The organism is Streptomyces sp. NPDC047453 (genome assembly GCF_040643155.1).
Taxonomy (GTDB): domain Bacteria; phylum Actinomycetota; class Actinomycetes; order Streptomycetales; family Streptomycetaceae; genus Streptomyces.
In genome coordinates this window covers 31,151-55,943 of sequence record NZ_JBEYTS010000042.1, presented here as the reverse complement: position 1 = coordinate 55,943, position 24,793 = coordinate 31,151, and the positions used below count along the sequence as shown (strand labels likewise).

Here is a 24,793-nt window from a genome sequence, read left to right as displayed (position 1 = left end):
GCATCAACCAACCCGCGTACGACGAGGTGGGGGCACAGCAGCGCCATGGCACAGGGCACGGTCCAGGTGACGCACACCGGCACATCGCGGTGGCGGCGCCGCACGGGTGAGTACACATCGCTCGCCGCCGCCCTGGAGGCCGCGGCCGACGGTGACGTGCTCACCGTCGCCCCGGGCACCTACCGGGAGAACCTCGTCGTACAGCGGGCGGTGACCCTGCGCGGCCCGGAGGGCGCCCCGGGCTCGGTACGCATCGCCCCCACGGAGGGGGTGCCCCTGACCGTGCGTGCCTCCGCGGTCGTCCAGGACCTGCACGTCGAGGGCCAGGACGCCGCCGCGCCCGCCCTGTTGGTCGAGGAGGGCGCGCCGGAACTCAAGGACGTGCGGATCGTGACCCGGTCCGCGGCCGGCATCGAGGTACGCGGCGGCGCCCGGCCCACCGTGCGGCGCTGCACGGTCGACAACCCGGCCGGTATCGGCATCGCCGTACTCGACGGCGGCGGTGGGGTGTTCGAGGAGTGCGAGGTCGTCGCGGCCGGGCAGTCGGGCGTGGCGGTCCGCGGTGGCGCCCACCCCCGGCTGGAGAACTGCCGCATCCACCACACCTCCGGCGCGGGTCTCACGGCGACGGGCGACAACTCCGCCCTGGAGGCGGTGGGTTGCGAGGTCTACGAGGTCCGGGGCAGCGGTGTACAGATCACCGGGCGGGCCACCGCGCACCTCACCGACTGCGATGTGCACCGCACCGCCGCGGACGGTGTCACGCTCGACACCGACGCCGTTTTGACGCTGGCCGACTGCCGCATCCACGACATCCCGGAGAACGCGGTGGACCTGCGTTCCCGCTCCGTGCTGACGCTGACGCGGACGACGGTGCGTCAGTTCGGGCGCAACGGCCTGTCGGTGTGGGACCCGGGCACGCGCGTGGACGCCAACCAGTGCGAGATCTTCGACAGCACCGGCGACTACCCCGCGGTGTGGGTCAGCGACGGCGCCACCGCGGTACTCGACTCCTGCCGGGTGCACGACGTGCCCGACGCGCTGTTCGTGCTGGACCGCGGCTCCCGCGCGGACGTCGTCGACAGCGATCTGTCCCAGGTGCGCAACACGGCGGTGTCGGTGAGCGACGGCGCCACCGCGCAACTCGACGACTGCCGCATCAAGGACGCGGCCACGGGCGCCTGGTTCCGCGACCACGGCAGCGGCGGCACGCTCAACAACTGCACCGTGGACGACACCCAGACCGGCGTGATCGTCACCAAGGGCGCCGACCCCACCATCGAGCGGTGCACGGTCACCTCCCCCGCCGAGGCCGGCTTCTATGTCTCCGCCGGGGGCCGCGGCAGCTTCCTGGGCTGCCGGGTGACGGGCAGCGGCGGCTACGGCTTCCATGTGATCGACGGCTGCCGTACGACGCTGAAGAAGTGCCGTACGGAGCGGTGCGCCCGCGGGGGTTACGAGTTCGCGGACGGCGGGCCGGACGCCGGGGCCGGGTCGGGCCCCGTGGTAGAGGACTGCACCAGCGACGAGAGCGGCGGCGTGCGCCCGCTCGTGGCCCGGGAGACGGCCGTGCAGGCCGCGCCCCCGTCCACCGGCCTGCTGGGCGCGATCCCCGGGCAGCGCACCACCGAGCAGGAGCCGCTGGTGACCGCCGGTGAGCCGGAAACGCCCGCGCGGACCGCGAAGGACGTCCTCGGCGAACTCGACACGCTGGTCGGCCTGGACAGCGTCAAGCAGGAGGTGCGCGCCCTGACCGACATGATCGAGGTGGGCCGGCGCCGTCAGCAGGCCGGGCTGAAGGCCGCCTCGGTCAAGCGGCATCTGGTCTTCACCGGCTCCCCCGGCACCGGCAAGACCACGGTCGCCCGCCTGTACGGCGAGATCCTGGCCTCCCTCGGTGTCCTGGAGAAGGGCCACCTCGTGGAGGTGTCCCGCGTCGACCTCGTCGGCGAGCACATCGGATCCACCGCGATCCGCACCCAGGAGGCCTTCGAACGGGCCCGCGGCGGAGTGCTGTTCATCGACGAGGCGTACGCGCTCTCCCCGGAGGACTCCGGGCGCGACTTCGGCAAGGAGGCCATCGACACGCTGGTGAAGCTGATGGAGGACCAGCGGGACGCGGTCGTGGTGATCGTCGCCGGCTACACGGCCGAGATGGAGCGCTTCCTGTCCGTCAACCCGGGTGTGGCCTCCCGCTTCTCCCGCACCATCACCTTCAGCGACTACGGCCCCGACGAACTGCTGCGGATCGTGGAGCAGCAGGCCGAGGAGCACGAGTACCGGCTGGCTCCGGACACGACCGAGGCCCTGCTGGCGTACTTCACCGCGGTCCCCAAGGGCCCCGCGTTCGGCAACGGCCGCACGGCGCGGCAGACCTTCGAGGCCATGGTGGAGCGGCACGCCGGCCGGGTCGCCCAGCTCGCCGAACCGAGCACGGACGATCTGACGCTGCTCTACGCCGAGGACCTGCCCGCGCTGCCCTGAGAGCCGGGCGCGCCCGGCGGCTCCGGACCGGTGTCCGCTTCTCCGACCGGGACGTCGGGCTGCCCGTGGCGGGGCCCCGGCAGGTCCGGGCGCAGCCGGGCCAGCAGTCGGCGGCGTTCCTCGTCGAAGGCCGGGTCCGCCTGGTAGTCGGAGTGGCCCAGGACCGGGGCGGGCAGCGGATGGCGTGCGGTGCGGCCGTAGGCGAGCGGGTCCTTGAGCGGGGCGCGGTCCACCTCGGGGCCGCAGTCGCCGGGCAGCCGGACCGGGCCGCCGATGGGGTCGGTGATCCGGTACAGGTTGCGCCAGCAGTCCACGTCCCGGTGCAGGGCGCCGAGGGCGGCCGGGCCGAAGTGGGCCGGGAACCAGCGTCCGTAGAGCCGTTCCAGCGGGGATCCGTAGGTGAGCAGGGCGACGCGCTTGCGGACCGGCGGGGCGAGCTGCCAGGCCGCGGCGGCGGCCAGCACACTGCCCTGGGAGTGCCCGGACAGCACCAGCCGTCCGCCGGTCGCCCGGGTCCAGGTCGCCATCCGCCAGGTGAGGTCGGGCACGGCGCGTTCGGCGTAGCAGGGCGGGGCGAAGGGGTGGGCGGCGCGCGGCCAGAAGGTGCCGACGTCCCACAGGATGCCGATGGTGCGCCGGGCGGAGGCGTCCTTGTAGGCGCGCCGGCCCCAGGTGACGAAGAGTATGAAGCCCAGTCCGATGAGCCAGGAGCCCAGTGCCTGCGCGGTCTGGGCCGCGCCGTGCAGGACGGGGTGGGTTCCCGCCGCGGCCCCGGCCGGTGTCCGGTCGGTGCCGAGGGCGCCGACGAGTGCGCCGGCGCCCAGGAGGAGGGTGACGGCGGAGGTGGCGCCGACCAGGAGGGGGCCGTCGTCGGTGAGGGTGGCCATCGCCCGGGTGCGGGCGATCCGGCGGGTGCGCTCGGGGTCGGCCGGCTCGCCGGGGTGGTCGCGTTCCACCGCGGGGCGTTCGGCGCGGGCCAGCCGCCTGGCGCGCCGGGCCAGCCGGGCACAGAGCGCCAGCAGCACGACGAGCAGCGGCGGGATGATGGAGGCCTGCCAGGTGAGCAGGACCGGCGGGCCCGGGATCGAGGCGCCGGTGCCGTCCAGCCAGTCGGCCACGCGCTGGCAGACCCCGCCGGACATCACGCCGCCGAGTGCGCAGGCCAGCATCGCGACCGCGGGTCCGCCCAGGCCCCGCAACGCGGCCCGCGGGTCGGGTCGGGTGCGGTACAGCGCGTGGGCGACGGCTGCGAGGGCGACGACCAGGAGGCCCTGGCCCAGCGCGATGCCGCCGAAGGCGGTGTCGCCCGCCAGCCGGCCGGTGGACTGCCAGCCCGGGCGCGACCATCCGGCGTACACGGCGGTGAGCAGGAGCAGCAGGAGGGCGCCGAGCGGCAGCCGCCGGACGACGTGGCGGTCCAGCTGACGGTCGAGCAGGTGCTCGGTGCGGCCCCGGCGGCAGACGACCCAGACGACGGCGGTGGACCAGACGAGCAGGGCGGTGAGCAGGAGCCGGCCCGCCGCGTCGAGGGTCTGGGCGCCGCCGGGGCCGCGGTCGAGGGCCGCCGTGGGCACGGCGATCGTCGCGGCGACCGTCAGCAGGCCCGCGGCGGTGTGCGCGGCGCGCAGCCGGGCCACCAGTCGGCGCCCGTACCAGAAGCCGGGACGGCTCAGGGATCCGTTGCCGGAGTCGTCCTCGGGCTCCGGGTCGCGGGAGATCGGCTGCTGGGACTCGTAGGCGCTCCAGGTGCGGTGCGCCAGGTACCACAGCAGCCCGGTGAGCGCGGCGGGCACCAGGGCGGCCAGGGCGAGCCGGCGGCCGGGCGCGCTCCACCAGCCGCCGGCCGCGGGCGACAGGAAGCCCAGCCAGGAGTGCCGTGCGGCACACGCGTGCGTGCCCGCGCACTGCCAGGCCGTGAGGTCGAGGGCGACCTCGCAGGCGGCGGCGACGAGCAGCACCGTCAGGGTCAGACCCACCAGCCGCACCAGCAGTCCGTACAGGCTCACGGCGCGCGGGCGGCCGGGGGCTCCGGGGCGCATCCAGTGGGCGAGGTTGACGACCATGAACGGCAGCAGCAACAGCCACAGGGCGCGGGCGCCGTTGCCGGAGGTGAGGTTGCACCAGACGTACGCCTCGGGCACCGGCGTGCCCCGGTGTTCACGCTCCTCGTCCGGACGGTTCTCGGCGTCGACGTCCTCCGCGCGCCGGAAGACGGCCGCGGTGTCGTCGCCGGTGATCCGCACCGTGCGCGGGGCGTCCAGCATCTTCTCGGGCGTGGTGCCGCCGACGCCGTGGACCAGGAGCTCCAGGGTGCATCCGGTCGGCTCGTCGGGTGCGGCGGGGCCGTCGGCCCCGGCGGTCTCCGGTTGCCGCTGCGCACGTTCCACTGTTCGCACTTCCCCCGTGACGCGTCCATCGGTCTGTGTCCGTGCGGACACCAGGATCGCCTCCCGTGGCACGCGGCACACCCCTCGTCACCGAATCTCCCCGATCCGGGTGACGAGAGGCGTTCATGGGGAGGGCAACGATGTCATGCACGCGTCGGTCGGGCGATGGCGCGATGGAAACCACCCCGTGAAAGGATGGGTGGTCCGCGCACCGGAGGACATGACGGACCTTCTCGTCGCCGGCGGATGCGCGGGGCGGGTCGGACGGCTTGAGGCGAAAGGAACCGGAGCGCACGTGAGTGAGAATCAGAACCTCCTCGCGGAGCAGCGGCGCACCCTGATCCTGGACGAGGTCCGGCGCCGCGGCGGTGTCCGGGTGAACGAGCTGACCCGGAAGCTCGGCGTGTCGGACATGACGGTGCGCCGCGATCTGGACGCGCTGGCCCGGCAGGGCGTGCTGGAGAAGGTGCACGGCGGCGCGGTTCCCGTGGTGGAGGCCAGTACGCACGAGCCGGGCTTCGAGGCCAAGTCGGGTCTGGAGCTGACCGCCAAGGAGGACATCGCGCGGGCGGCGGTCCGGCTGGTCTCGCCGGGCACGGCGATCGCCCTCTCGGGCGGTACGACGACGTACGCGCTGGCCCAGCACCTGCTCGACGTGCCGGATCTGACGGTGGTGACCAACTCGGTCCGGGTCGCCGACGTCTTCCACTCGGCGCAGCGCACCTCCGGTCAGCGGCAGGGCGCGGCGACGGTCGTGCTGACCGGCGGGGTGCGTACGCCGTCCGACTCGCTGGTGGGCCCGGTGGCCGACCAGGCGATCGCCTCGCTCCACTTCGACGTGCTGTTCCTGGGTGTGCACGGGATATCGGCCGAGGCGGGCCTGTCCACGCCGAACCTGGCGGAGGCCGAGACCAACCGGCGGCTGGTCCAGTCGGCGCGCCGGGTGGTGGTGGTCGCCGACCACACCAAGTGGGGTGTGGTGGGCCTGAGTTCCTTCGCCGCGCTGGACCGGATCGACACGCTGGTGACGGACGCGGGGCTGCCCGCGGAGGCACGCGCCGAGGTCTCGGAGCACCTGCGGCTGGTGCTGGCGGGCGAGACCGCGGACGAGACGGACATCTGAGGGAACGTCGGCGAGGGCCGGCCGTACCGGGCCGACCGTCCGCGCCCCTTCCGCTCCCCCTCCGGGCCGGCCGGTCCGAGGATCCGGGCCGTTGGGCCGTACGGGGCCTCTCAGGCCGGCCACTCCCCGGTCGTCAGGAACGACTCCAGTGCCTGCGTGTACGGGGTGCTGTCGAGGCCCTGTTCGGTCAGCCAGGCGTCGGAGTAGTACTTGTCGAGGTAGCGGTCGCCCGGGTCGCACAGCAGGGTCACGACGCTGCCCTGGCGGCCCTCGGCCAGCATTTCGGCGACGATCTTCAGGGCGCTCCACAGGCCCGTTCCGGTGGAGCCGCCCGCCTTGCGGCCGATGGCCCGCTCCAGGGCGCGTACGGCGGCCACGGCGGCGGCGTCCGGCACCTTCATCATGCGGTCGATGACCCCGGGCACGAAGCTCGGTTCCATGCGCGGCCGCCCGATGCCCTCGATGCGCGAGCCGCGGTCGCAGGTGACGTCCGGATCGCCGGTGGTCCAGCCCTCGAAGAAGCACGAGTTGTCGGGGTCGGCGACGCAGACGCGGGTGTCGTACTGCATGTAGTGGACGTAGCGCGCGATGGTCGCGGAGGTGCCGCCGGTGCCCGCGGTGGCGACGATCCACGCCGGCTCCGGAAAGCGCTCCAACTCCAGCTGCCGGAAGATGGATTCGGCGATGTTGTTGTTCCCGCGCCAGTCCGTGGCCCGCTCGGCGTAGGTGAACTGGTCCATGTAGTGGCCCCCGGTCTCGGCCGCGAGGGCGGCGGAGGCCTCGTACATCGTGCGCGGGTCGTCCACGAAGTGGCACCGCCCGCCGTGGAACTCGATCAGGCGGCACTTCTCGGCGCTGGTCGTGCGCGGCATGACCGCGATGAAGGGCACGCCGATCAGCTTCGCGAAGTACGCCTCCGAGACGGCCGTCGAGCCGCTGGAGGCCTCGATGACCGGGCGGCCCGGGCGGATCCAGCCATTGCACAGCCCGTACAGGAACAGCGACCGCGCCAGCCGGTGCTTGAGGCTGCCGGTCGGATGCGTCGACTCGTCCTTCAGATACAGGTCGATGCCCCACTCCTCGGGCAGCGGGAAGCGCAGCAGATGGGTGTCGGCCGAGCGGTTGGCGTCGGCCTGCACCTTGCGGACGGCTTCTTTCAGCCAGTCCCGGTATCCGCTGTCGCTGCGGTCGACGTCGAGGGTGTCGCCGGTCCGGCGCTGCTCGGTGGTGCTCACGGCGGGGCTCCTTACGCTGTGCGCCGGCGGCGTCCCGCGCGGCCGGACACGCTCGATGATAGACACCTTCAACACGCTTCTCACCTGCATAAACGCATCTTTGAGCGGCTCAAGGAGATGCTTGGGATCACACCTCACCGGGGCCGTTCCGCGCCGAGGGGGCGCACGGGTGGGGGCGCATTCGCGCGAGTGCTCCGGGCGCCACCCGCGAGCGCTCCCCGCGCACTGGTGCTCCGTGCCGAAGGCGTGCAGACTGCACCGCGGCGGGACGAAGCGCCGGCCGTGACACACGGGATCGCGAACGAGCCGGGCCGGCTCGTGGACCGGGCGGAGCGGGAGCCGGCGACACGCACGAAGGGGCGGGAGATGGCCGAACCGGAGTTCACGGCCACGGGCGTACGCATCGACAAGCGGTTGCGCTCACTCACCCGGGCCGGACGGGTCCGGATCCGCGACGGCAGGCTGGAGCTGCTGACCAGCAACGGCAGTGAGATCGACAGCGCGCCGGTGCGGTCGGTGCGCGCGTCCCAGCCCTGGTACGCCCCGGACGACCGGGCGCTGGCCGACCTGGACGGGCAGCGGTACCAGCTGACCCTGGGCGACCACGACCCCGCACCGGGCGAGCCGGGGCCCCCCGCGGCCCGCCGGTTCGTCGAGGCCGTCCGTCGGGCGGCTCGCCGCGGCGGCTGAGCGAGGCGAGTTGCGTGACCCCACCCCGTGGGCCACGCTTGTCTCACGTCACTCAGGGTTTACCGGCGATAACGCTGCGAACCAGCCCGCCGGCCAGACAGCAGGCGGCAATGTCACGCAGGCGTCCTGCTGCATCCGAAACGTCGTGTTCTTCCGGACCTCAACGTCGGGGAGTCGCAGCCGTGATCAGTCACCCAAGCAGGCACTGCACGGTGGAGCTCCAAGCCCTGCCGTCGCGGATCGGCCAAGTCCGCAGAATCGTATCGGCGCACTTGCGCTACTGGCATCTGGACCCTCTGATAGACCGGGCCGCGCTCGGTGTGACGGAGCTGTTGACCAACGTCCACCAGCACGCCCGACCCGACAAGTTGTGCACCGTGGAGCTCGAACTGCTGCTCGAGCGGCTCACGGTCTCCGTGCGCGACCACGACCCTCGGCTCCCGGTGGTGGAGAAGATGGGTGACATCGCGCCGCTCGCCACCGAAGGGCGGGGGCTGGCGATGGTGGCCGCGATGAGCGAGAGCTGGGGCGCGCGGCCGGACGGCGAGCAGGGCAAGGTCGTCTGGTTCACCCTGCCGACCGCCGCCCCCTCGGTCACGGTGCCGGCCCGGGTGCCGACGCTCGTGACCGCGGAGCAGTCCGCGCGCCGCTTGGCCGAGGCCGCCTCCGCGCTCGACGGCGTCCGGCCCGTCCGGCCGGTGCACGCTCCGGCCGGGTCCGCCGTCGTCGGCTGACCGGGTCCGCCGTCGTCGGCCGACCGCGTCGGCCAAGGTCGGCTGACGGGGTGGCGGCCGGGGCGGTGACGGGGCATGGACCGTGACGGGCCGTAGGCCGTACGCGCCCAGGGCGGTGACCCGCCGTCGGCCGTAGGCCATACGGACCCGGGACGGTGACAGGCGATGGGCCGTAGGCCATACGGACCCAGGGCGGTGCCGGGTCGTGGCCGTACAGGCCCAGGGCGGTGAAGAGCCGTGGGCGCTGACCGGGTTGCGGCCCGGTCACCGCCCGGTGGTGTGCCGGAGTCCCGCGGAGACCGCCGGGCCCGGAGTGGCAGTGACCGCCGGGCCCGCGGTCGCAGGCCGGAGTCGCAGTGACCGCAGGGCCGGGGTCGCGGTGAGGCCTCGGCCTCGGTGTTCACTCTGTGGCGATGGCCCGCAGCACGTCCAGCCGGGCGGCGCGCCGGGCCGGGCGCAGCCCCGCGAGCCCGCCCGCCGCGATCCCCACCAGCGCCACCACGAGCAGCTGCGCCGGCGGTACCGCGAAGGCGAACGCGGTCCCGCTCTCGCCGTCGGACGCCTTCACCAGCACCCAGCCGAGGAAGGCGCCAAGGGCGAGCCCGCCCGCCGTGCCGAACGCGGCGACCAGGACCGATTCCCAGCGGACCATGGCCCGCAGCTGGGACCGGGTCTGGCCGACGGCCCTGAGCAGACCGAGTTCGCGGGTCCGCTCGTGGATCGCCAGGGTGAGGGTGTTGGCGATGCCGAGGAGCGCGATGAACACCGCGAGGGCGAGCAGCGCGTAGACCAGCGTCAGCATCATGTCGATCCCGGCCGCCGAGGACTGCGCGTACTCGTCGCGGGTCTGCACCTGCGGGTCGCCGTACCGGGCGGCGACCCGTTCGACGGCTGCCTTGCCCGCCTCCGCGCTCACGCCGGGCCGGAGGGAGACGCCGACGAGCCTGTCGGAGTCCTGGGTGCGGTGCGGGGCCCAGGCGGAGCGGCTGACGACGTAGTCGCCGGCGAGTTCGGACCGGCCGTAGACCGCGCGGACGGTGAAGGTCCGCGCGGTGCCGTCGGTGAAGGTGAGCCGTGCCCGGTCCCCCGTCGTCAGGCCCCGCCGGTCCGCCTCCTCGCGGGTGACGGCGATGCCGTCGGTGCCCAGGCCGTTCAGGGAGCCGTCCACGGTTCCGAGGTCGAAGGTGCGGGCGAGCGCGACCGGGTCGGTGACGGTCAGGGCCCTCCCCTCGCCGTCGACCTCGGCGACGCCCCGGCCGAGTCCGACGGCCGTGTCCACCTCGGGCAGCCGCTGGATCGCCCCGGCCAGCCGCGGGCTCAGACCGCTGCCGCCGGCCCCGAAGGAGGGGGTGCTCACGGCGAGGTCGCCGGCGAAGGACCGGGAGACGGTCTGGTCCATGGTGGCCTTGAGCGAGGCGCCGAAGACCGTGAACAGCGACACCACGGCGACCCCGATCATCAGCGCGCTCGCGGTGGCCGCGGTGCGCTTCGGGCTGCGCAACGCGTTGCGCCGGGCCAGACGGCCGGTGATGCCGCGCAGCCGGCCCAGGGGGCCGCCGAGCAGCCGGACGGCGGTGGCGGAGGCGACCGGGCCGAGCACCACGAAGGCGGCCAGGGCGAGGACGGCGCCGACTCCGGCCGCCCATACGGACGGGGAGACCAGGACACCGGCGAGGGTCACCGCGACGGCCGTCGCTGCGAGGACCGCTCCCGCCACGGCGCGCGGGCGGGAGGCGCCGGAGGTGTCGACGGCCGTCTCGCGGAGCGCGGCCATGGGTGCGGTGCGGCCGGCCCGTACGGCGGGCGTCAGCGCGGAGCCGAGGCAGACCACGACACCGACCACCAGCGGCAGTGCCATCGACAGCGGCCGGACGACCAGGCTGCCCTCCGGGAAGGGGAATCCGATCGCCGGGAACAGCGCCTGGAGCCCGGCGGCGATCCCGATGCCGCCCGCCAGCCCGGCGGCGGACGCGGTCAGCGCGACGGCGCTCGCCTCCACGAGGGTGGCGGCGGTGACCTGGCGGCGGGAGGCGCCCAGCGCGCGCAGCAGCGCGTTCTCGCGGGTGCGCTGGGCGACGACGATCGCGAACGTGTTGTGGATGGAGAAGGTCGCCACCAGCAGCGCGACGCCCGAGAACACCAGCAGGAACGTGGTGAAGACGGTCAGGAACTGGCTGGAGATCATGTCGGTGTTCTCCCGCGCGGCCTCCTGGCCGGTGATCGCCTCGACGCCCTTGGGCAGCACGGGCGTCAGCCGCCGCACCAGCTCGGCCTGGCCCACGCCGGGCCCGGCCCGCACCCCGATGCTCGCCGCCTCTCCGGGCCGGGCGGTCAGGTACTTCTCGGCGTCGGCCTGGGTCAGCCCGGTGAAGGTCACCTGCGCCATGCCGTCCTCGCCGCCGAAGGTCGCCAGTCCCACGATCGTCACCTTGACGGGGTCGGGGGTGCGCAGCGTCGTGGTGTCGCCGATCCGCAGGCCGCCCTTCTTCGCGGCGCCGCGGTTGACGACGGCCTCGCCGGACTTCGCGGGGGCGCGCCCCTCGGCGAGCCGGTACGGGTTGAGCGTCGGGTCGGTGATCCAGTTGCCGGCGAGGGTGGGCGGGCCCTGACCGCCGATGGGTTCGCCGTCGCGGCCGAGGAGTTGGCCCGCGCCCTGGATGTCCGGGGCGGCGGCAGCGACACCGGGGAGCCGCTCGACGGTCCTCACCAGCGCGGTGTCCACCGACCTGCGTACGCCCTGGCCCTCGCCGGCCGCGGTGATGACGTCGGCGCTGCGGACGACGGCGTCCGTGCCGTCGGTCGCCTTGCCGAACATGGAGTCGAAACTGGCGCGCAGGGTGTCGCCCATGACCAGGGTTCCGGCCAGGAAGGCGACGCCGAGGAACACGGCGAGGAAGGTGCCGGCGAAGCGCCGTCGGTGGGCGCGCAGGGAGGAGAGGCTCAGGCGCACGGAGGCGTTCATGTCCGCACCTCGAAGGCCTTCATCCGGTCCAGGACCCGGTCGGCGGTCGGGGACTCCATACGGTCGACGAGGCGTCCGTCGGCGAGGAAGAGCACCTCGTCGGCGTGGGCGGCGGCAACCGGGTCATGGGTGACCATGACGACCGTGCGGTCCGTCTGCCGCACCGCGCGGCCGAGCAGGCCGAGCACCTCCTGGCCGGAGCGGGAGTCGAGGTTGCCGGTGGGCTCGTCGGCGAAGACGACGTCCGGGCGGGCGGCGAACGCACGGGCCACCGCGACGCGTTGCTGCTGTCCGCCGGAGAGTTCGGAGGGCCGGTGGTGCAGGCGGTCGCGCAGGCCGACGATCTCGACGAGCGCGTCGATCCACTCGGGGTCGCCCCGGCGGCCCGCCAGGTCGAGGGGCAGCGTGATGTTCTCGGCGACGGTCAGGGTGGGCACCAGGTTGAACGCCTGGAAGACGAAGCCGACGCGGTCGCGGCGCAGCAGGGTCAGCCGGCGATCGTCGAGGCCGCCCAGTTCGGTCTCGCCGATGTACGCGCTGCCGGAGGTGAGCGTGTCGAGCCCGGCCGCGCAGTGCATCAGGGTGGACTTGCCGGAGCCCGAGGGGCCCATGATCGCCGTGAAACGCCCGGCCGGGAAGCCGACACTCACGCCGTCCAGGGCCCGTACGGCGGTGTCGCCGGCGCCGTGGACCTTCACGGCGTCGACGACCCGCGCGGCCGTCCTGGTGGCGGATGTGGTGGGTGTGGTGGAAGAGGTGCTGGAGGCGGGCGTGGTGGTCACCGGGCACCGCCGGTGCGGCCGAACTGCTCCTCGAGCACCGACAGCCGGCGCCAGTACTCGTCCTCGTCGATCTCGCCGGAGGCGAAGCGGCGGCCGAGGACGGCGAGCGGCGAGTCGGCGGCGGGGCGCCCGTCCGGGCCGCGCCAGGGCCCGGTGTCCATGCCGCGCCAGGGTGCGCCGCGGCCGCGCCGGGCGGTACGGCGCAGGAGGGTGACGGCGCCGACGACGACGGCCGCCCAGAAGAGCGGGAAGAAGAGGATCCACGGCCCGGGGCCGCCGTCCCAGTTCGCCAGGGTCTGCATCTTGGTTCATCTCCCTTGAGGGGTCTGCCGAGAGGCTGCGGAGAGTTCTCCGGTGCTGCATCGACAGTGGCTCGGGGAGGGGCTCCGGGTCGTCGTACGGCCAGCGGCAGTGCGGCTACCTCCCGGGGAGTACGGGGGCGTGCCGCGGCTGCTCCGTGCGGCCTGCCTGGGCTCGCCGGGCGGATCCGGCGCGGGCCGCGGTCCGGCGGGCGGGGAGACTACCGCGCGGGAAGTACCGGGGGCGCCGGGGCCGGGTCAGGTCAGGGCTGCCAGCGGGTCGTCCAGGACCGGCTGCCACGCCAGTTCGGCCGCGCCGACCAGGCTGTTGTGGTCGAGGGTGCAGGAGAGGATCGGGACGACGCCGCTCCGGCCCCACAGGCTGCGGTCGGCGACGACGGCGCGCAGGCGGTCGGGGGCGGCGTCGAGCAGGGTGCGGTGCAGTCCACCGAGGATGATCCGGTCCGGGTTGAGGATGTTCACCAGGCCGGCCAGGCCCAGGCCGAGGCGGTCGACGAGGGCTTCGACGGCCCCGCGGACGGCCGGGTCGTCGTACTGGTCGCGGATCAGGTCCTCGGCCTGTCGCAGCAGGGACACCTCGGGGCCCGGTTCGCGGCCCGCGGCGGTGAGGAAGGCCAGCGGGTCCGTCTCGACGTCCAGGCAGCCGCGGCTGCCGCAGTGGCAGGAACGGCCCTCGGGGTTGACGGTGAGGTGGCCGACCTCCAGCGCCAGGCCCGAACTGCCCGTGTGCAGCCGCCCGTCCAGGACCAGCGCGCCGCCCACGCCCCGGTGCCCGGTCGCCACGCACAGCAGGTCGCGGGCGCCGCGCCCGGCGCCGTGCCGGTGCTCGGCGAGCGCGGCGAGGTTGACGTCGTTGGCGGCGAAGGCCGGTCCGGTGATCCCGGCCGCGCGCACGCACTGCGCGAAGACGCGCCGCACCGGCGCTCCGGCGGGCCAGGCCAGATGGAGCGGGTTGAGGGCGAGGCCCTCCGGCTCGGCGACCGCGGACGGTACGGCGAGTCCGGCGCCGACGCAGCGCCGGCCGGTCGTGCGCAGTAGCTCCGCGCCGGCCTCGACGACGGAGCCGAGCACTTTGGCCGGGTCGGCGTCGACGGTCCCGCAGCCGGGCGCGGTCGCCACGATCCGGCCGCCGAGGCCGACCAGGGCGGCGCGGAATCCGTCGGCGTGCACCTGCGCGGCGAGGGCGACGGGCCCGTCCTCGGCGACCGCCAGGCGGTGCGAGGGGCGTCCCTGGGAACCGGCCGCCGCGCCGGGCCGGGCGTCCACGCGGATCAGGCCCAGCGCCTCCAGTTCGGCGGCCACCGCGCCGGCCGTCGCCCGGGTCACCCCCAGCTCGGAGGTGAGGACCGCGCGGGTCGGGGCGCGCCCGGTATGCACGAGTTCCAACGCGGGCCCGAGCGCCCCGCGCCCCCGGTCCAGCCGTGTCCTGGAGGTGCTCCCTTCCCCCGCCGTCCGGGGGTCCGCCTTGCCGCTCATGGGGGCGAGTCTCCCATGATCCGCACGTCCGGTGACCGGCGACTCGTCCGGCGGGCCGGGCTAGAAGCCGCCCACCCTGAGGGTGATGTTCAGCCGTCCGGTCAGCCCCAACTCGGCTGGTGCCGTGCCCGGATGGACGCGCGGCACCCCGTGGTACGCGAGGCGGGACGGCCCGCCGAACACGAACAGGTCTCCGCTGCGCAGTTCGACGTCGGTCCAGGGCCGGGTGCGGGTCTCGGTGTTGCCGAAGCGGAACACGCACGTGTCGCCGAGGCTCAGGGACACCACAGGCGCGCCGGATTCCTCGTCGCTGTCGCGGTGCAAGCCCATGTGCGCCTCGGCGTCGTAGAAGTTGATCAGGGCGATGTCGTACGGCGCCGGGCCGGCCGCGCGGGGGCCCAGCGCGTCGGTCACCGCGTCGCGGGCCAGCTCGTCCAGCCACGCGGGGAACGGCTTCACCGGGGCGCCGTCGCCGTCGACGGCGGTGCCGGCGTAGCCGTACGGGTACCAGTGCCGGCCCAGGCAGACCTGCCGGGCGGTCATCGCGCCGCCGCCGGGTGTGCGCACCGTGCGCAGGCCGGCCGGCGGACGGGCCCACTCCCGGCAGGCGGCGAGCAGCGCGCGCTGCCGGGCGGGATCCAGCCAGTCCGGCAGGTGCACGGCGCCCGGTGCGATCTGCCTGCGGTCGCGCGGGAACAGCTCGGCGTCCATGCTTCCCATCCTGCCGGACACGGGGTTGTGAGCTGCTGTCGGTCGGCAGTGGTTGAGCAAGTTCTGGTGTGCATGAGTGAGCGTCGTGGTGACGGCCGTGGTGTGGGAAGGCAGTGGGCGGCAGGGCGACGGGCGTTCTGGTTTCGAATGCGTGACCTTTGACCGGGGTGGTCGTTGGGTGCGGTGAGGGGTCCTTCGGTGTCGGGCGGGGGGTGTGGGCGGGTTGCGTGAGGTGACGGCGGCGTTCGTGGTACCCGGCCCGTCCGGGGTTGCGGTCCGCTCCGGTCTCAACGGCTTGTCCGGGCAGGACGAGGCGGTGCTGCGTCGGGTCGGCACTCTGCTCGGCTCGCTGGCCTCGGGCGATCTGCGGGCGCGCTGCGCGGCGGGCCTGGGCCACGACGGCGAGCAGTGGGCACGGCGCAAGCAGGCTTTGACCGGCCAGTCGTCCTCCCGCTGGGCGGGCAGCATCACCCGGGCCACGCACGATCAGTGGGCTTTGGCCCGGCGCGGGCAGCTCGCCCACCGTCAGAGTCTCCGGGCGGGCATCGACACGATCAGGCGCCGGCTCGCGGAGCCGCTCGGGGCCAAGGGCTCCCGGGGCGCGCCGGGCGGCTACCGCTCCCGGCGGGAGTGGTTCGCCAAGGCCCGGCGCCTGCGCGTGCTTGAGGACCGGTTGGAGCGGGTGCGGGCCGACTGGGAGTCCGGACGGGTGCGCGTGGTGCGCGGCGGCAGGAAGCTGCTTCACGCCCGGCACCACCTTCAGGATGCCCGGATGAGCGAGGCCGACTGGCGGCAGAGGTGGCAGGCGCAGCGGTGGTTCCTGCAGGCCGACGGGGAGTCCGGCAAGCGGTACGGCAACGAGACGATCCGCGTCTCACCGGACGGTGGGGTGAGCATCAAGCTCCCGGCGCCGCTGGCCGACCTGGCCAACGCGCCCCACGGCCGGTACGTGCTCGCCTGCCGGGCCGTCTTCCGCCACCGCGGCGAGCAGTGGGCCGACCGCATCGCCGCGAGCCGGGCCGTGGCCTACCGCATCCACCACGACACGGACCGGGGCCGCTGGTACGTGACCGCCTCCTGGCAGACCCCGCAGATGCAGACGGTGCCGCTGGAGGCGGTCCGCGCGGGCGGGCTGGCCGGGGTGGACATGAACGCCGACCACCTGGCCGCCTGGCGCCTGGATGGGCACGGCAACCCCGTCGGCGAGCCCCGCCGATTCGACTACACCCTGACCGGCAGCGCGGACCACCGCGACGCGCAGGTGCGCCACGCGTTGATCCGCCTCCTGCACTGGACTGCACGGCACGACCTGGCCCTCGCGATCGAGGACCTGGACTTCGCCGCGGAGACGACCCGGGAGAAGCACGGGCGCCGCAAGCGGTTCCGCAGGCTGATCTCCGGGATGCCCACCGACAGGCTGCGGGCCAGGCTGGTGTCGATGGCCGCCGAACTGGGCGTCACCGTCGTCGCCGTCGACCCGGCCTACACCAGCCGCTGGGGTGCCCAGCACTGGCAAAAACCCCTCACCAGCAAGAACAGGAAGGCCACGCGGCACGACGCTGCCGCCGTGGCGATCGGACGACGCGCCCTGGGACACCCGATCCGGCGACGGACGGCACCGCCCCCACACGACCGGAGCGATCGTGTGGGGCATCGGACCGTCCAGGCCCGACCGGGCAGCCCAGGGCGTGAGGGACCCCGCCCCCGCATCTCCGGACCGCGGACACGATCCGTGCCGCCCGGATGCGGAGCGAAAGCGGGCGACCAGTGTGCCCACAACCGTTCGGGACACACGACTGAGCAACACGAGTCCTGGCAGCAGGACTCACTCCCGCTCAGTTCCTAGGAACGGTGAGCTGCGGCTCCGCTAGCCTTGACGGGCCATGAACGACCGTATGACCACACCTTGGGGCGAGCTGGAGCTCGCCCGGTTCCCGCAGGACCCGCATGACCGGCTGCGGGCCTGGGACGCCGCCGACGAGTACCTGCTGGGGCACCTCCACGAGCAGGGGACCGATCTGTCCGGGACCGTCGTGGTCGTCGGCGACCGCTGGGGCGCCCTGGTCACGGCGCTGGCCGCGCACCGGCCGACGCAGATCACCGACTCCTTCCTCACGCAGGAGGCGACCCGCGCGAACCTCGACCGGTGCGGCGCGGAGCCCGGCACGGTGCGCCTGCTGACCACGCAGGACCCCCCGCCCGGCCGGATCGACGTGCTGCTGGTGCGGGTGCCCAAGAGCCTGGCGCTGCTGGAGGACCAGTTGCTGCGCCTGGCGCCCGCGGTGCACGAGGGCACGGTCGTCGTCGGCACCGGGATGGTGAAGGAGATCCACACCTCCACGCTGACGCTGTTCGAGCGGATCCTCGGCCCCACCCGGACCTCGCTCGCGCGGCGCAAGGCCCGCCTGATCCTCTGTACGCCGGACCCCTCCCTGGAGCGGCCCGCGAACCCATGGCCGCACACCTACACGCTGCCCGACGGCATCGGCGCCGCCTCCGGGCGGACCGTCGTCAACCACGCGGGCGTCTTCTGCGCCGACCGGCTCGACATCGGCACCCGCTTCTTCCTGCGGCACCTGCCCGACGGCGACGGCCGCCGGGTGGTGGACCTGGGCTGCGGCAACGGCGTCGTAGGTACGGCGCTGGCGCTGGCGAACCCCGGCGCCGAGGTGCTGTTCACGGACGAGTCGTTCCAGGCCGTGGCCTCCGCGGAGGGGACGTACAAGGCGAACGGCGTGCCGGGGCAGGCCGAGTTCCGGGTCGGCGACGCGCTGGCCGGGGTGCCGGCCGGCAGCGTGGACCTGGTGCTGAACAACCCGCCCTTCCACTCGCACCAGGCGACCACGGACGCGACGGCCTGGCGGATGTTCACCGGGGCGCGGCGCGCGCTGCGCCCCGGCGGCGAACTGTGGGTGATCGGCAACCGGCACCTCGGCTACCACGTCAAGCTGCGCCGGCTGTTCGGCAACAGCCGGCTCGTCGCGAGCGACCCGAAGTTCGTGGTGCTGCGGGCCGTCAAGAGGTAGGTGCCGTACGGCGTGAGCCGATCACGCCGATGAGCCGCTCCACCTCCCCCACCATCGCCTCGCGGCCCACGCTGAGGTACTTGCGGGAGTCGACCGCCTCCGGGTGCGCGGCGAGGAAGTCGCGGATCGCTGCGGTCATCGCGATGTTGAGGGCGGTGCCGACGTTGACCTTGGCGATGCCCCCGGTGACGGCGGCGCCCAGTTCGCCGTCGGGGACGCCGGATGAGCCGTGCAGGACGAGCGGCACGTCCAGCGCTCCGGCGAGTCGCTTGATGAGGTCGTGGTCGAGGGCGGCGGTGCGCTCGGTCATGGCGTGGGTGCTGCCGACGGCCACGGCCAGGGCGTCCACCCCGGAGCCGGTGACGAACGCGTGGGCCTCGGCTGGGTCGGTGCGCGCGCCGGGGGCGTGGGCGTCCAGCGGCTGCGCACCGTTCTTGCCTCCCACCTCGCCCAACTCGGCCTCGACCCACAGCCCTTGGGCGTGTGCCCAGGCCGCGGCTGCGCTGGTCGCGGCGAGGTTCTGCGCGTACGGCAGCCGGGAGGCGTCGTACATGACGGAGCTGAAGCCGGCGTCGGCCGCCTGACGCAGCAGGTCGTCGCTCTGCACATGGTCGAGGTGCAACGAGACGGGGACGGTGGCGCGTTCGGCCGCCGCGGCGGCGGCGCGGGCGAGTGGCAGCAGCCGTCCGTAGCGGAACATGACGGCGTTCTCGCTGACCTGGAGGACGACGGGCGCGCCGGCCGCCTCGGCCCCGGCGACGACGGCCTCGAGGTGTTCCAGCGTGATGATGTTGAAGGCGACGACTGCGGAACGCGTGGCGTGGGCGCGGGCGACCAGCTCGCCGGTGGCTGCAAGCGGCACGGTCTGTCCTTTCCGGTGCCGGATGGGGTGACGGGGCGTCAGGGTGCGAGGATCACCGAGCGGGTGAGGTGGCGGGGCTGGTCCGGGTCCAGGCCGCGGGCCGCGGCGACGGCGACGGCGAGCCGCTGGGCGCGGATCAGTTCGGCCAGCGGGTCGAGTGCGCCCTCGATCCACAACGCGCCCGTGGCGCGGACCTGTTCGGCGAGCCCCTCCGGTGCCCGGCCGAGCATCCAGGTGGCCGTTCCGTCGGTGGTGACACTGATGGGGCCGTGCCGGTACTCCATCGCCGGGTAGGCCTCGGTCCAGGACAGCGAGGCCTCGCGCATCTTCAGCCCGGCCTCGTTGGCCAGTCCGACGGTCCAGCCCCGGCCCAGGAAGGTGAACTGCGTGCAGGCGACGAGTCGTTCGGGCAGGGGATCGGTCAGGGCGGTACGGGCGTCGACGAGTACCTCGTCGGTGTGCAGTCCGAGGTAGGCGCGCAGCAGGGTGAGGGCGGTGGTCGCGAACCGGGTCTGCACCACGGAGCGTTCGTCCGCGAAGTCGAGGACCACGACCTCGTCGGCGGCGTCCATCACGGGGGTTTCGGGGTCCGCGGTGATCGCCGTGGTGCGGGTGCGCCCCCTCACCTCCCTCAGCACGTCGAGCACTTCGGTGGTGGTGCCGGAGCGGGTGAGGGCGAGGACCCGGTCGTAGGCGCGGTCGTAGGGGAACTCCGAGGCGGCGAAGGCGTCGGTCTCCCCCTGTCCCGAGCCCTCGCGCAGCGCGGCGGCGGCCTGGGCCATGAAGTACGAGGTGCCGCAGCCGACGATCGCGACCCGCTCCCCCTGGGCCGGCAGCGCCCGGCCGTGGACGGCGACGTCGGCCGCGACGCGGGCCCAGCACTCGGGCTGACTGGTCAGCTCGTCCTCGACATGGCTCATGGCCCCTCCTCCTGCTCGACACAGATGCGTGTTTGTGCAAGATATCGCCGACTTTCAAGCAAAATCAAGCATCCGGGAGAGGTGCCGAGTGCGCTAGGGTCGCGGAGGTACCCAGGGAACGGAGGAGGCGGATGTCACGCGACGCCCGCTGGAAGGCGCTGCTGGAGCTGCTCGTCGAGCGCGGCCGGCTGGACGTCGAGGAGGCGGCGGCCGGGCTGGGGGTGTCGGCCGCGACGATCCGGCGGGACTTCGACCAGCTCGCCGAGCAGCAGATGCTGGTCCGCACCCGGGGCGGCGCCGTGGTGCACGGCGTCTCCTACGAGCTGCCGCTGCGCTACAAGACCGCCCGCCACGCCTCCGAGAAGCAGCGCATCGCCAAGGCGGTCGCGGATCTCCTGGCGCCCGGCGAGGCGGTGGGCCTGACGGGCGGCACCACCACCACGGAGGTGGCCCGCGCCCTGGCGGTGCGCACCGACCTCGCCTCCGGCTCCCCCTCGCTGACCGTGGTGACCAACGCGCTCAACATCGCCAACGAGCTCGCCGTCAGGCCCCAGTTCAAGATCGTGCTGACCGGAGGGGTCGCGCGACCGCAGTCGTACGAGCTCATCGGGCCGCTGGCGGACGGGGTGCTGAGTCAGGTCACGCTCGACGTGGCGGTGCTCGGGGTGGTCGGCTTCGACGTCGCGCACGGCGCTTCGGCGCACGACGAGGCGGAGGCAGCCGTCAACCGGCTGCTGTGCGAGCGCGCCGAGCGCGTCGTCGTGGCCGCCGACTCCAGCAAGCTGGGCCGGCGGGCCTTCGCCCGCATCTGCTCGGCCGAGTCGGTGGACACCCTCGTCACGGACGCGGCGGCGGGGCCGGAGACGGTGCGTGCGTTCGAGGAGGCGGGCCTGCGGGTGCTGGCCGTCTGACGTCGCCCGTCCCGCTGCCACGTCATATCCGCACGAAGCCCACACCGCGGACGTCGTTGCAGCCGCAGGGGGTGATCCGGCCGTCGTCCGGCGGTCCCTGGTGGGCCTTGAGCGCCACGCTCATCAGGCTCATCAGCAGATCCACGTCGGCCGAGGCGTCGAGGCGGAGCGTCACCCACGAGGAGCCCGGCACGACGCGGACCGCGGCGAAGCGCCGCAGGTCGCCCTGCAGGCGGCGGATCGCCCGGGCGGTCAGGTGGAGATCGACGTCCCGGTCGGAGTGGAAGTGGGCGATCTCCCCGCTCGCCGAGCTGAGCGCCTGCCCGCTGCCGCAGCTCGGCACCGCCTCCGTGAGATCGGGCCAGGTTGCCAGCTGGGCGAGAGCGCGCGCGGCGAGCGTCATGGTTCCATCATGGCGCGCTCACCGTACGGCCACGGCACCGTCCGAAAGCCTTAACCGTTCCGTGTCCGAAAGCCCGGCGCGGACCGGCGGTCCGTGCGCGAAACCGGCCGTGCCGCCGGCCCCGGCCGCCCCTTTCCGGGCTCCCCGGAAGCCTTGGATCGCACCTGGGGGCACACTGGGCAGTAGGGGCCGTCGATGCTCACGAGGGGGTGTCGAAGGTGACACGTCGTGCGGGAGTGTGGCTGTGGCGATGGCGGCGCAATCCGCTCAGGCGGACCAGCGACCTGGTGGAGGCGTGGATCCTGCTCATCGCCTGGGTCCTCGCCGTGGCCGGCGGTGTCCTCGCGGGTGTGCTGACGGCGGGCGCGATGCAGCGGGCCGCGGACCGGGTCCGCACCGAGACCCGCCCGGTGCCGGCCGTGGTGACGCAGGAGGCGGCCCGCGGGGGCATCCGGCCGGTGAGCAGTTCCCTGGGCTGGGGGACCGTCCGCTGGACGGACGCGGACGGCTCGGCGCGCACGGGCCGGACCAGGGTCCCGGTCTCCGCGACACCAGGCGCCCACGTCACGGTGTGGACGAACGGGCAGGGCACGCTGGTCCCGCCGCCGGCCTCACGGGCCGACATCGCCTTCCAGACCACGCTGGGCGGACTCTGGGCGGGATCGACCACGGTGGGCGTCGTCCTGGGCGGCGCCAAGCTGGCCCGGACCCGGCTCGACCGCCGGCGCTTCGCCCAGTGGGATGAGGAGTGGGCGCGCGCGGACACGCCCTGGGGCTGGAAGACAGGCTGAAGACGGGTCGAGCACGAGGTGGGCCTCTCGTTTGGATCATGCCGGGCTCACGGGCCCTGGCCCGGGAACTGATCGCCGTACACTTTGAGCCCGAATGACCGGGCGGACGGCACCGGCCCGTCCGGTCCCGGCGATCAGAGCGAGGGAGTGCCCGTGCCCGGCCACCGTTCCATCACCGAGGCGGAGAAGCTCGCGCAGGCCAAGCTCGGCGGCATCCGCGTGCGCCGGGAGCAGATGGCGGCGGTCGCCAACATCTACCGGGCCGCCTCCGCGGTCCGCCAGCACCTGGAGAACTCGGTGCTGCGCGGCTCGGACCTGACATGGACCGCGTTCGTCGTGCTGTGGGTGGTCTGGGTGTGGGGCGAGTCGGAGACCCGGCACGTGGCCGAGGAGTCCGGCATCTCCAAGGGCACCCTGACGGGCGTCTCCCGCACGCTGGAGTCGCGCGGGCTGCTGCGCCGCACCGGGCACCCCACCGACGGCCGGCTCGTCCTGCTCTCGCTCACCGCCGAGGGCGAGGAGTTCATCAGCCGGGTCTTTCCGGAGTTCAACGAGGAAGAGGCCTTCGTCACCTCGCAGTTGAGCGGCGAGGAGTGCCGGGGGCTGGCGGAGATGCTGCGGCGTGTGGTCCTCCAGGTCGAGGAGCACGGCGAGGAACGCCGCCGGTCGCTGCTGGACGGAGCGGACCCGGCGCCGCGCCGCAGCGGGCGCCGGGCCAAGGGCTGATCCGCCGGTTTGCGCGCCGCGCCTGGCGGGCCGGGGCGCTCAGGCACGGGCCGCTCCCACCAGCGCGTCGAACAGGCGCTGCTGCGCCGGATCCTCGTGTGCGGTGTCCTCGGGGTGCCACTGCACGGCCGCGAACCAGCCCGTGCCGCCCGCGCGCTCCACGCCCTCCACGGTGCCGTCGGCGGCCCGTGCGGTAACCGTCAGGCCCTCGCCGAGCCGGTCGATGTGCTGGTGGTGGTAGCAGGAGGCCTCCACCTTGTCGGCGCGGCTGATCCGGGCCAGTGCCGAGCCGGGGGCGAGGGACACGGGATGCCGGACATGCCGGTGGTCCCGGCCGGGGCCGCCCATGTCCTGGTGCAGCGTGCCGCCCAGCACGGTGTTGACCACCTGGAGGCCGCGGCAGACCGCCAGCAGCGGCAGTCCGGACTCCAGGGCCCGGCGGGCCACCTCCAGGTCGAAGGCGTCCTGGAGGTCGTCGACGTCGTAGACGCTGTCGTGGGCGTCGGCGGCGCCGTACCGGTGCGGCGCCAGATCGCCGCCGCCGGGCAGCAGGACGCCGTCGAAGCGGGCGAGCCGCGCGGCGACGTCGTGTTCGGCGGGCTCCGCCGGGTGGATGCCGGCCGGTTCGCCGCCGGCCCGCCACACCGCCTCGATCAGGGCCCGGGCGTTGACCTCGGCGGCGAAGCGCAGCGCGGAGGTGGTGGCGCAGAAGCGGGCGGGGATCGCGATCAGGGGACGCACGGGGGTTCGGCTCACAGCTGGATCCAGGTGGTCTTCAGTTCGGTGTACTTCTCCAGGGCGTGGACGGACTTGTCCCGGCCGTTGCCCGACTGCTTCATGCCGCCGAAGGGGACGGTCAGGTCGCCCTCCTCGTAGCAGTTGACCCAGACGGTGCCGGCCCGCAGCGCCCGGGAGACGCGATGGGCGGTGGACAGGTCGGAGGTCCACAGGCCTGCGGCGAGGCCGTACTCGGTGGCGTTGGCGAGCGCGACCGCCTCGTCGATCCCGTCGAAGGCCAGGACGGACAGGACCGGGCCGAAGATCTCCTCGCGGGCGAGCCGGCTGCGCGGGTCGACGCGGTCGAAGACGGTGGGCTCGGCGTAGACGCCGCCGGTCTCCGCCAGGATCCGCCGGCCGCCGGTGCGCAGGCGGGCCCCGTCGCCGGTGCCCTGCCGGACGTGGTCCAGTACGCGGCTCAGATGGACCTCGCCGACCAGGGCGCCCATCTCGGTGGCCGGGTCCAGGGGGTCGCCCACCCGCAGCTCACGCGCCCGGGCCACGACCGCCTCGGTGACCTCCTCGGCGATCGAGGAGTGCACCAGCAGCCGGGAGGGCGCGGTGCACATCTCGCCCTGGTTGAAGAAGATGCCCCAGGCGGCGGTGGCGGCGGCCTTCGCCAGGTCGGGCGCGTCGGGCAGGACGATGTTCGGCGACTTGCCGCCGAGTTCCAGCCAGACCCGCTTAAGGTTGGAGTCGGCGGAGTAGCGCAGGAAATGGCGGCCGACGGCCGTGGAACCGGTGAACGCCAGCACGTCGACGTCCGGGTGGAGGCCGAGGGCCCGCCCGGCCACCGGCCCGTCGCCGTTCACCACGTTGAGCACCCCGGGCGGCAGCCCTGCCTCGGTGGCGATCCGGGCGAGCAGCAGCGCGGACAGCGGCGCGTTCTCCGAGGGCTTCAGTACGACGGTGCAGCCGGCCGCCAGCGCGGGCGCGACCTTCCAGCCGGCGAGCGTGAGGGGGAAGTTCCAGGGCACCACCGCGCCGACGACGCCGGCCGGCTCCCGGGTGACCAGGGCGAGCGCGTCCGCGGCGGTGTGCGGGGACTCGTCCGTGAGCTTGTCGGCGAGCTGCCCGTACCAGCGGAAGGTGTTGATCACGGCGCGCAGTTCGATGTCGTGGGCGTCGCTGATCGGCTTGCCCATCTCCAGGCTCACGGCGAGGGCGAGCTCCGCGCGCCGCTCCTGGAGGAGATCGGCGATGCGCAGGAGGACCCGGCCGCGGTCGGCGGGCGCCCACCGCGGCCACGGTCCGCTGTCGAAGGCACGGCGAGCGGCGGCCACGGCGGCGTCGACCTCGGCGGGGCCGGCGTCGGCGACCTCGGTCAGCACCTGGCCGTCCCTGGGTGAGACGACCCGGAAGGCGGCGCAGCCGCCGGACTCCTCGCCGCCGTCGATGTGGTGCGCGCGAGGGGGCTGGAACTCCTTGGCCCGGTGGAGCCATTCGTCGTGGGTGACAGCGGACATGCGGTCC

General features: G+C 74.0%; 21 protein-coding genes. 9 read left to right on the top strand and 12 right to left on the bottom strand.

What is annotated here, in order from left to right:
- Nucleotides 1-45: 45 nt before the first annotated feature.
- A complete protein-coding gene (locus ABZ818_RS28950; protein WP_361420756.1) occupies nt 46-2,484 on the top strand; it encodes a right-handed parallel beta-helix repeat-containing protein in 2,439 nt (812 codons plus the stop codon).
- On the opposite strand, the gene ABZ818_RS28945 is transcribed toward ABZ818_RS28950, so the two are convergent.
- Nucleotides 2,454-4,748 (bottom strand): hypothetical protein, encoded by a 2,295-nt coding sequence (locus ABZ818_RS28945; RefSeq protein WP_361420793.1) that lies wholly within the window; start codon nt 4,746-4,748, stop codon nt 2,454-2,456. The two genes, ABZ818_RS28950 and ABZ818_RS28945, sit on opposite strands and share 31 nt — an antisense overlap.
- A gap of 418 nt (nt 4,749-5,166) precedes the next feature.
- Here ABZ818_RS28945 and ABZ818_RS28940 point away from each other — a divergent pair, with 418 nt between their 5' ends.
- The gene (locus tag ABZ818_RS28940) at nt 5,167-5,994 is read left to right on the top strand and encodes a DeoR/GlpR family DNA-binding transcription regulator (RefSeq protein ID WP_361420753.1); all 828 of its coding nucleotides are present in this window, start codon (nt 5,167-5,169) and stop codon (nt 5,992-5,994) included.
- Between the two features lie 110 nt (nt 5,995-6,104).
- Here the strand turns inward: ABZ818_RS28940 and ABZ818_RS28935 are convergent, their stop codons facing one another.
- Nucleotides 6,105-7,229 carry a PLP-dependent cysteine synthase family protein gene (locus tag ABZ818_RS28935; RefSeq protein ID WP_361420750.1) on the bottom strand — a complete coding sequence of 375 codons (1,125 nt, stop codon included), beginning with the start codon at nt 7,227-7,229 and terminating at the stop codon, nt 6,105-6,107.
- 366 nt (nt 7,230-7,595) lie between these two features.
- Between ABZ818_RS28935 and ABZ818_RS28930 the strand changes: the two genes are divergently transcribed.
- Both ABZ818_RS28930 and ABZ818_RS28925 read left to right on the top strand, forming a co-directional pair.
- Nucleotides 7,596-7,919 carry a hypothetical protein gene (locus ABZ818_RS28930; protein WP_361420790.1) on the top strand — a complete coding sequence of 108 codons (324 nt, stop codon included), beginning with the start codon at nt 7,596-7,598 and terminating at the stop codon, nt 7,917-7,919.
- A 182-nt stretch (nt 7,920-8,101) separates the two neighbouring features.
- Nucleotides 8,102-8,653 (top strand): ATP-binding protein, encoded by a 552-nt coding sequence (locus ABZ818_RS28925; RefSeq protein WP_361420747.1) that lies wholly within the window; start codon nt 8,102-8,104, stop codon nt 8,651-8,653.
- A gap of 400 nt (nt 8,654-9,053) precedes the next feature.
- Here ABZ818_RS28925 and ABZ818_RS28920 read toward each other — a convergent pair whose 3' ends face one another.
- From ABZ818_RS28920 to ABZ818_RS28900, 5 genes are all read right to left on the bottom strand, one after another.
- Complete coding sequence (locus ABZ818_RS28920; RefSeq protein WP_361420744.1) at nt 9,054-11,615, bottom strand: ABC transporter permease; 2,562 nt, start codon at nt 11,613-11,615, stop codon at nt 9,054-9,056.
- The gene (locus ABZ818_RS28915; RefSeq protein WP_361420741.1) at nt 11,612-12,397 is read right to left on the bottom strand and encodes an ABC transporter ATP-binding protein; all 786 of its coding nucleotides are present in this window, start codon (nt 12,395-12,397) and stop codon (nt 11,612-11,614) included. The genes ABZ818_RS28920 and ABZ818_RS28915 overlap by 4 nt, the downstream gene beginning before the upstream one ends.
- Nucleotides 12,394-12,699, bottom strand: a complete 306-nt coding sequence (locus ABZ818_RS28910; protein ID WP_361420738.1) for an SHOCT domain-containing protein — start codon at nt 12,697-12,699, stop codon at nt 12,394-12,396. Before ABZ818_RS28910 ends, ABZ818_RS28915 begins: the two co-directional genes overlap by 4 nt.
- 255 nt (nt 12,700-12,954) lie before the next feature.
- Nucleotides 12,955-14,193 (bottom strand): ROK family protein, encoded by a 1,239-nt coding sequence (locus ABZ818_RS28905; protein ID WP_361420735.1) that lies wholly within the window; start codon nt 14,191-14,193, stop codon nt 12,955-12,957.
- A 60-nt stretch (nt 14,194-14,253) separates the two neighbouring features.
- Complete coding sequence (locus ABZ818_RS28900) at nt 14,254-14,904, bottom strand: alpha-ketoglutarate-dependent dioxygenase AlkB (RefSeq protein WP_361420732.1); 651 nt, start codon at nt 14,902-14,904, stop codon at nt 14,254-14,256.
- Between the two features lie 214 nt (nt 14,905-15,118).
- Between ABZ818_RS28900 and ABZ818_RS28895 the strand changes: the two genes are divergently transcribed.
- Both ABZ818_RS28895 and ABZ818_RS28890 read left to right on the top strand, forming a co-directional pair.
- A complete protein-coding gene (locus ABZ818_RS28895) occupies nt 15,119-16,750 on the top strand; it encodes an IS200/IS605 family accessory protein TnpB-related protein (protein ID WP_361420729.1) in 1,632 nt (543 codons plus the stop codon).
- A 49-nt stretch (nt 16,751-16,799) separates the two neighbouring features.
- Nucleotides 16,800-17,930, top strand: a complete 1,131-nt coding sequence (locus ABZ818_RS28890; protein ID WP_361420726.1) for a methyltransferase — start codon at nt 16,800-16,802, stop codon at nt 17,928-17,930.
- Here ABZ818_RS28890 and ABZ818_RS28885 read toward each other — a convergent pair.
- Together ABZ818_RS28885 and ABZ818_RS28880 are read right to left on the bottom strand one after the other, a co-directional pair.
- On the bottom strand, nt 17,920-18,792 hold the full coding sequence (locus ABZ818_RS28885) for a class II fructose-bisphosphate aldolase (RefSeq protein WP_361420723.1): 873 nt from the start codon (nt 18,790-18,792) through the stop codon (nt 17,920-17,922). The two genes, ABZ818_RS28890 and ABZ818_RS28885, sit on opposite strands and share 11 nt — an antisense overlap.
- Nucleotides 18,793-18,830: 38 nt before the next feature.
- Entirely contained in the window at nt 18,831-19,712 is an 882-nt protein-coding gene (locus ABZ818_RS28880; RefSeq protein WP_361420720.1) for an SIS domain-containing protein, read from the bottom strand.
- Nucleotides 19,713-19,843: 131 nt separating this feature from the next.
- On the opposite strand from ABZ818_RS28880, the gene ABZ818_RS28875 reads away from it, so the two are divergent.
- Entirely contained in the window at nt 19,844-20,623 is a 780-nt protein-coding gene (locus ABZ818_RS28875) for a DeoR/GlpR family DNA-binding transcription regulator (protein WP_361420717.1), read from the top strand.
- A 22-nt stretch (nt 20,624-20,645) separates the two neighbouring features.
- On the opposite strand, the gene ABZ818_RS28870 is transcribed toward ABZ818_RS28875, so the two are convergent.
- A complete protein-coding gene (locus tag ABZ818_RS28870; RefSeq protein WP_361420714.1) occupies nt 20,646-21,026 on the bottom strand; it encodes a luciferase family protein in 381 nt (126 codons plus the stop codon).
- 218 nt (nt 21,027-21,244) lie between these two features.
- Here ABZ818_RS28870 and ABZ818_RS28865 point away from each other — a divergent pair, with 218 nt between their 5' ends.
- Together ABZ818_RS28865 and ABZ818_RS28860 are read left to right on the top strand one after the other, a co-directional pair.
- Nucleotides 21,245-21,817 (top strand): hypothetical protein, encoded by a 573-nt coding sequence (locus tag ABZ818_RS28865; protein ID WP_361420711.1) that lies wholly within the window; start codon nt 21,245-21,247, stop codon nt 21,815-21,817.
- A gap of 153 nt (nt 21,818-21,970) precedes the next feature.
- Nucleotides 21,971-22,543 (top strand): MarR family transcriptional regulator, encoded by a 573-nt coding sequence (locus tag ABZ818_RS28860; protein WP_361420708.1) that lies wholly within the window; start codon nt 21,971-21,973, stop codon nt 22,541-22,543.
- A gap of 39 nt (nt 22,544-22,582) precedes the next feature.
- On the opposite strand, the gene ABZ818_RS28855 is transcribed toward ABZ818_RS28860, so the two are convergent.
- Nucleotides 22,583-23,299 (bottom strand): gamma-glutamyl-gamma-aminobutyrate hydrolase family protein, encoded by a 717-nt coding sequence (locus ABZ818_RS28855; protein WP_361420705.1) that lies wholly within the window; start codon nt 23,297-23,299, stop codon nt 22,583-22,585.
- Nucleotides 23,296-24,786, bottom strand: coding sequence for an aldehyde dehydrogenase (locus tag ABZ818_RS28850; protein WP_361420702.1), 1,491 nt, complete (start codon nt 24,784-24,786; stop codon nt 23,296-23,298). Before ABZ818_RS28850 ends, ABZ818_RS28855 begins: the two co-directional genes overlap by 4 nt.
- Nucleotides 24,787-24,793 lie beyond the last annotated feature (7 nt).

What these genes read in the sequence shown, in the direction of transcription:
- ABZ818_RS28950 (WP_361420756.1), top strand. Translation starts at nt 46, where the DNA reads ATGGCACAGGGCACGGTCCAGGTGACGCACACCGGCACATCGCGGTGG.
- ABZ818_RS28945 (WP_361420793.1), bottom strand. Translation starts at nt 4,748, where the DNA reads ATGCTGGACGCCCCGCGCACGGTGCGGATCACCGGCGACGACACCGCG.
- ABZ818_RS28930 (WP_361420790.1), top strand. Translation starts at nt 7,596, where the DNA reads ATGGCCGAACCGGAGTTCACGGCCACGGGCGTACGCATCGACAAGCGG.
- ABZ818_RS28920 (WP_361420744.1), bottom strand. Translation starts at nt 11,615, where the DNA reads ATGAACGCCTCCGTGCGCCTGAGCCTCTCCTCCCTGCGCGCCCACCGA.
- ABZ818_RS28910 (WP_361420738.1), bottom strand. Translation starts at nt 12,699, where the DNA reads ATGCAGACCCTGGCGAACTGGGACGGCGGCCCCGGGCCGTGGATCCTC.
- ABZ818_RS28905 (WP_361420735.1), bottom strand. Translation starts at nt 14,193, where the DNA reads ATGAGCGGCAAGGCGGACCCCCGGACGGCGGGGGAAGGGAGCACCTCC.
- ABZ818_RS28900 (WP_361420732.1), bottom strand. Translation starts at nt 14,904, where the DNA reads ATGGACGCCGAGCTGTTCCCGCGCGACCGCAGGCAGATCGCACCGGGC.
- ABZ818_RS28890 (WP_361420726.1), top strand. Translation starts at nt 16,800, where the DNA reads ATGACCACACCTTGGGGCGAGCTGGAGCTCGCCCGGTTCCCGCAGGAC.
- ABZ818_RS28880 (WP_361420720.1), bottom strand. Translation starts at nt 19,712, where the DNA reads ATGAGCCATGTCGAGGACGAGCTGACCAGTCAGCCCGAGTGCTGGGCC.
- ABZ818_RS28875 (WP_361420717.1), top strand. Translation starts at nt 19,844, where the DNA reads ATGTCACGCGACGCCCGCTGGAAGGCGCTGCTGGAGCTGCTCGTCGAG.
- ABZ818_RS28870 (WP_361420714.1), bottom strand. Translation starts at nt 21,026, where the DNA reads ATGACGCTCGCCGCGCGCGCTCTCGCCCAGCTGGCAACCTGGCCCGAT.
- ABZ818_RS28850 (WP_361420702.1), bottom strand. Translation starts at nt 24,786, where the DNA reads ATGTCCGCTGTCACCCACGACGAATGGCTCCACCGGGCCAAGGAGTTC.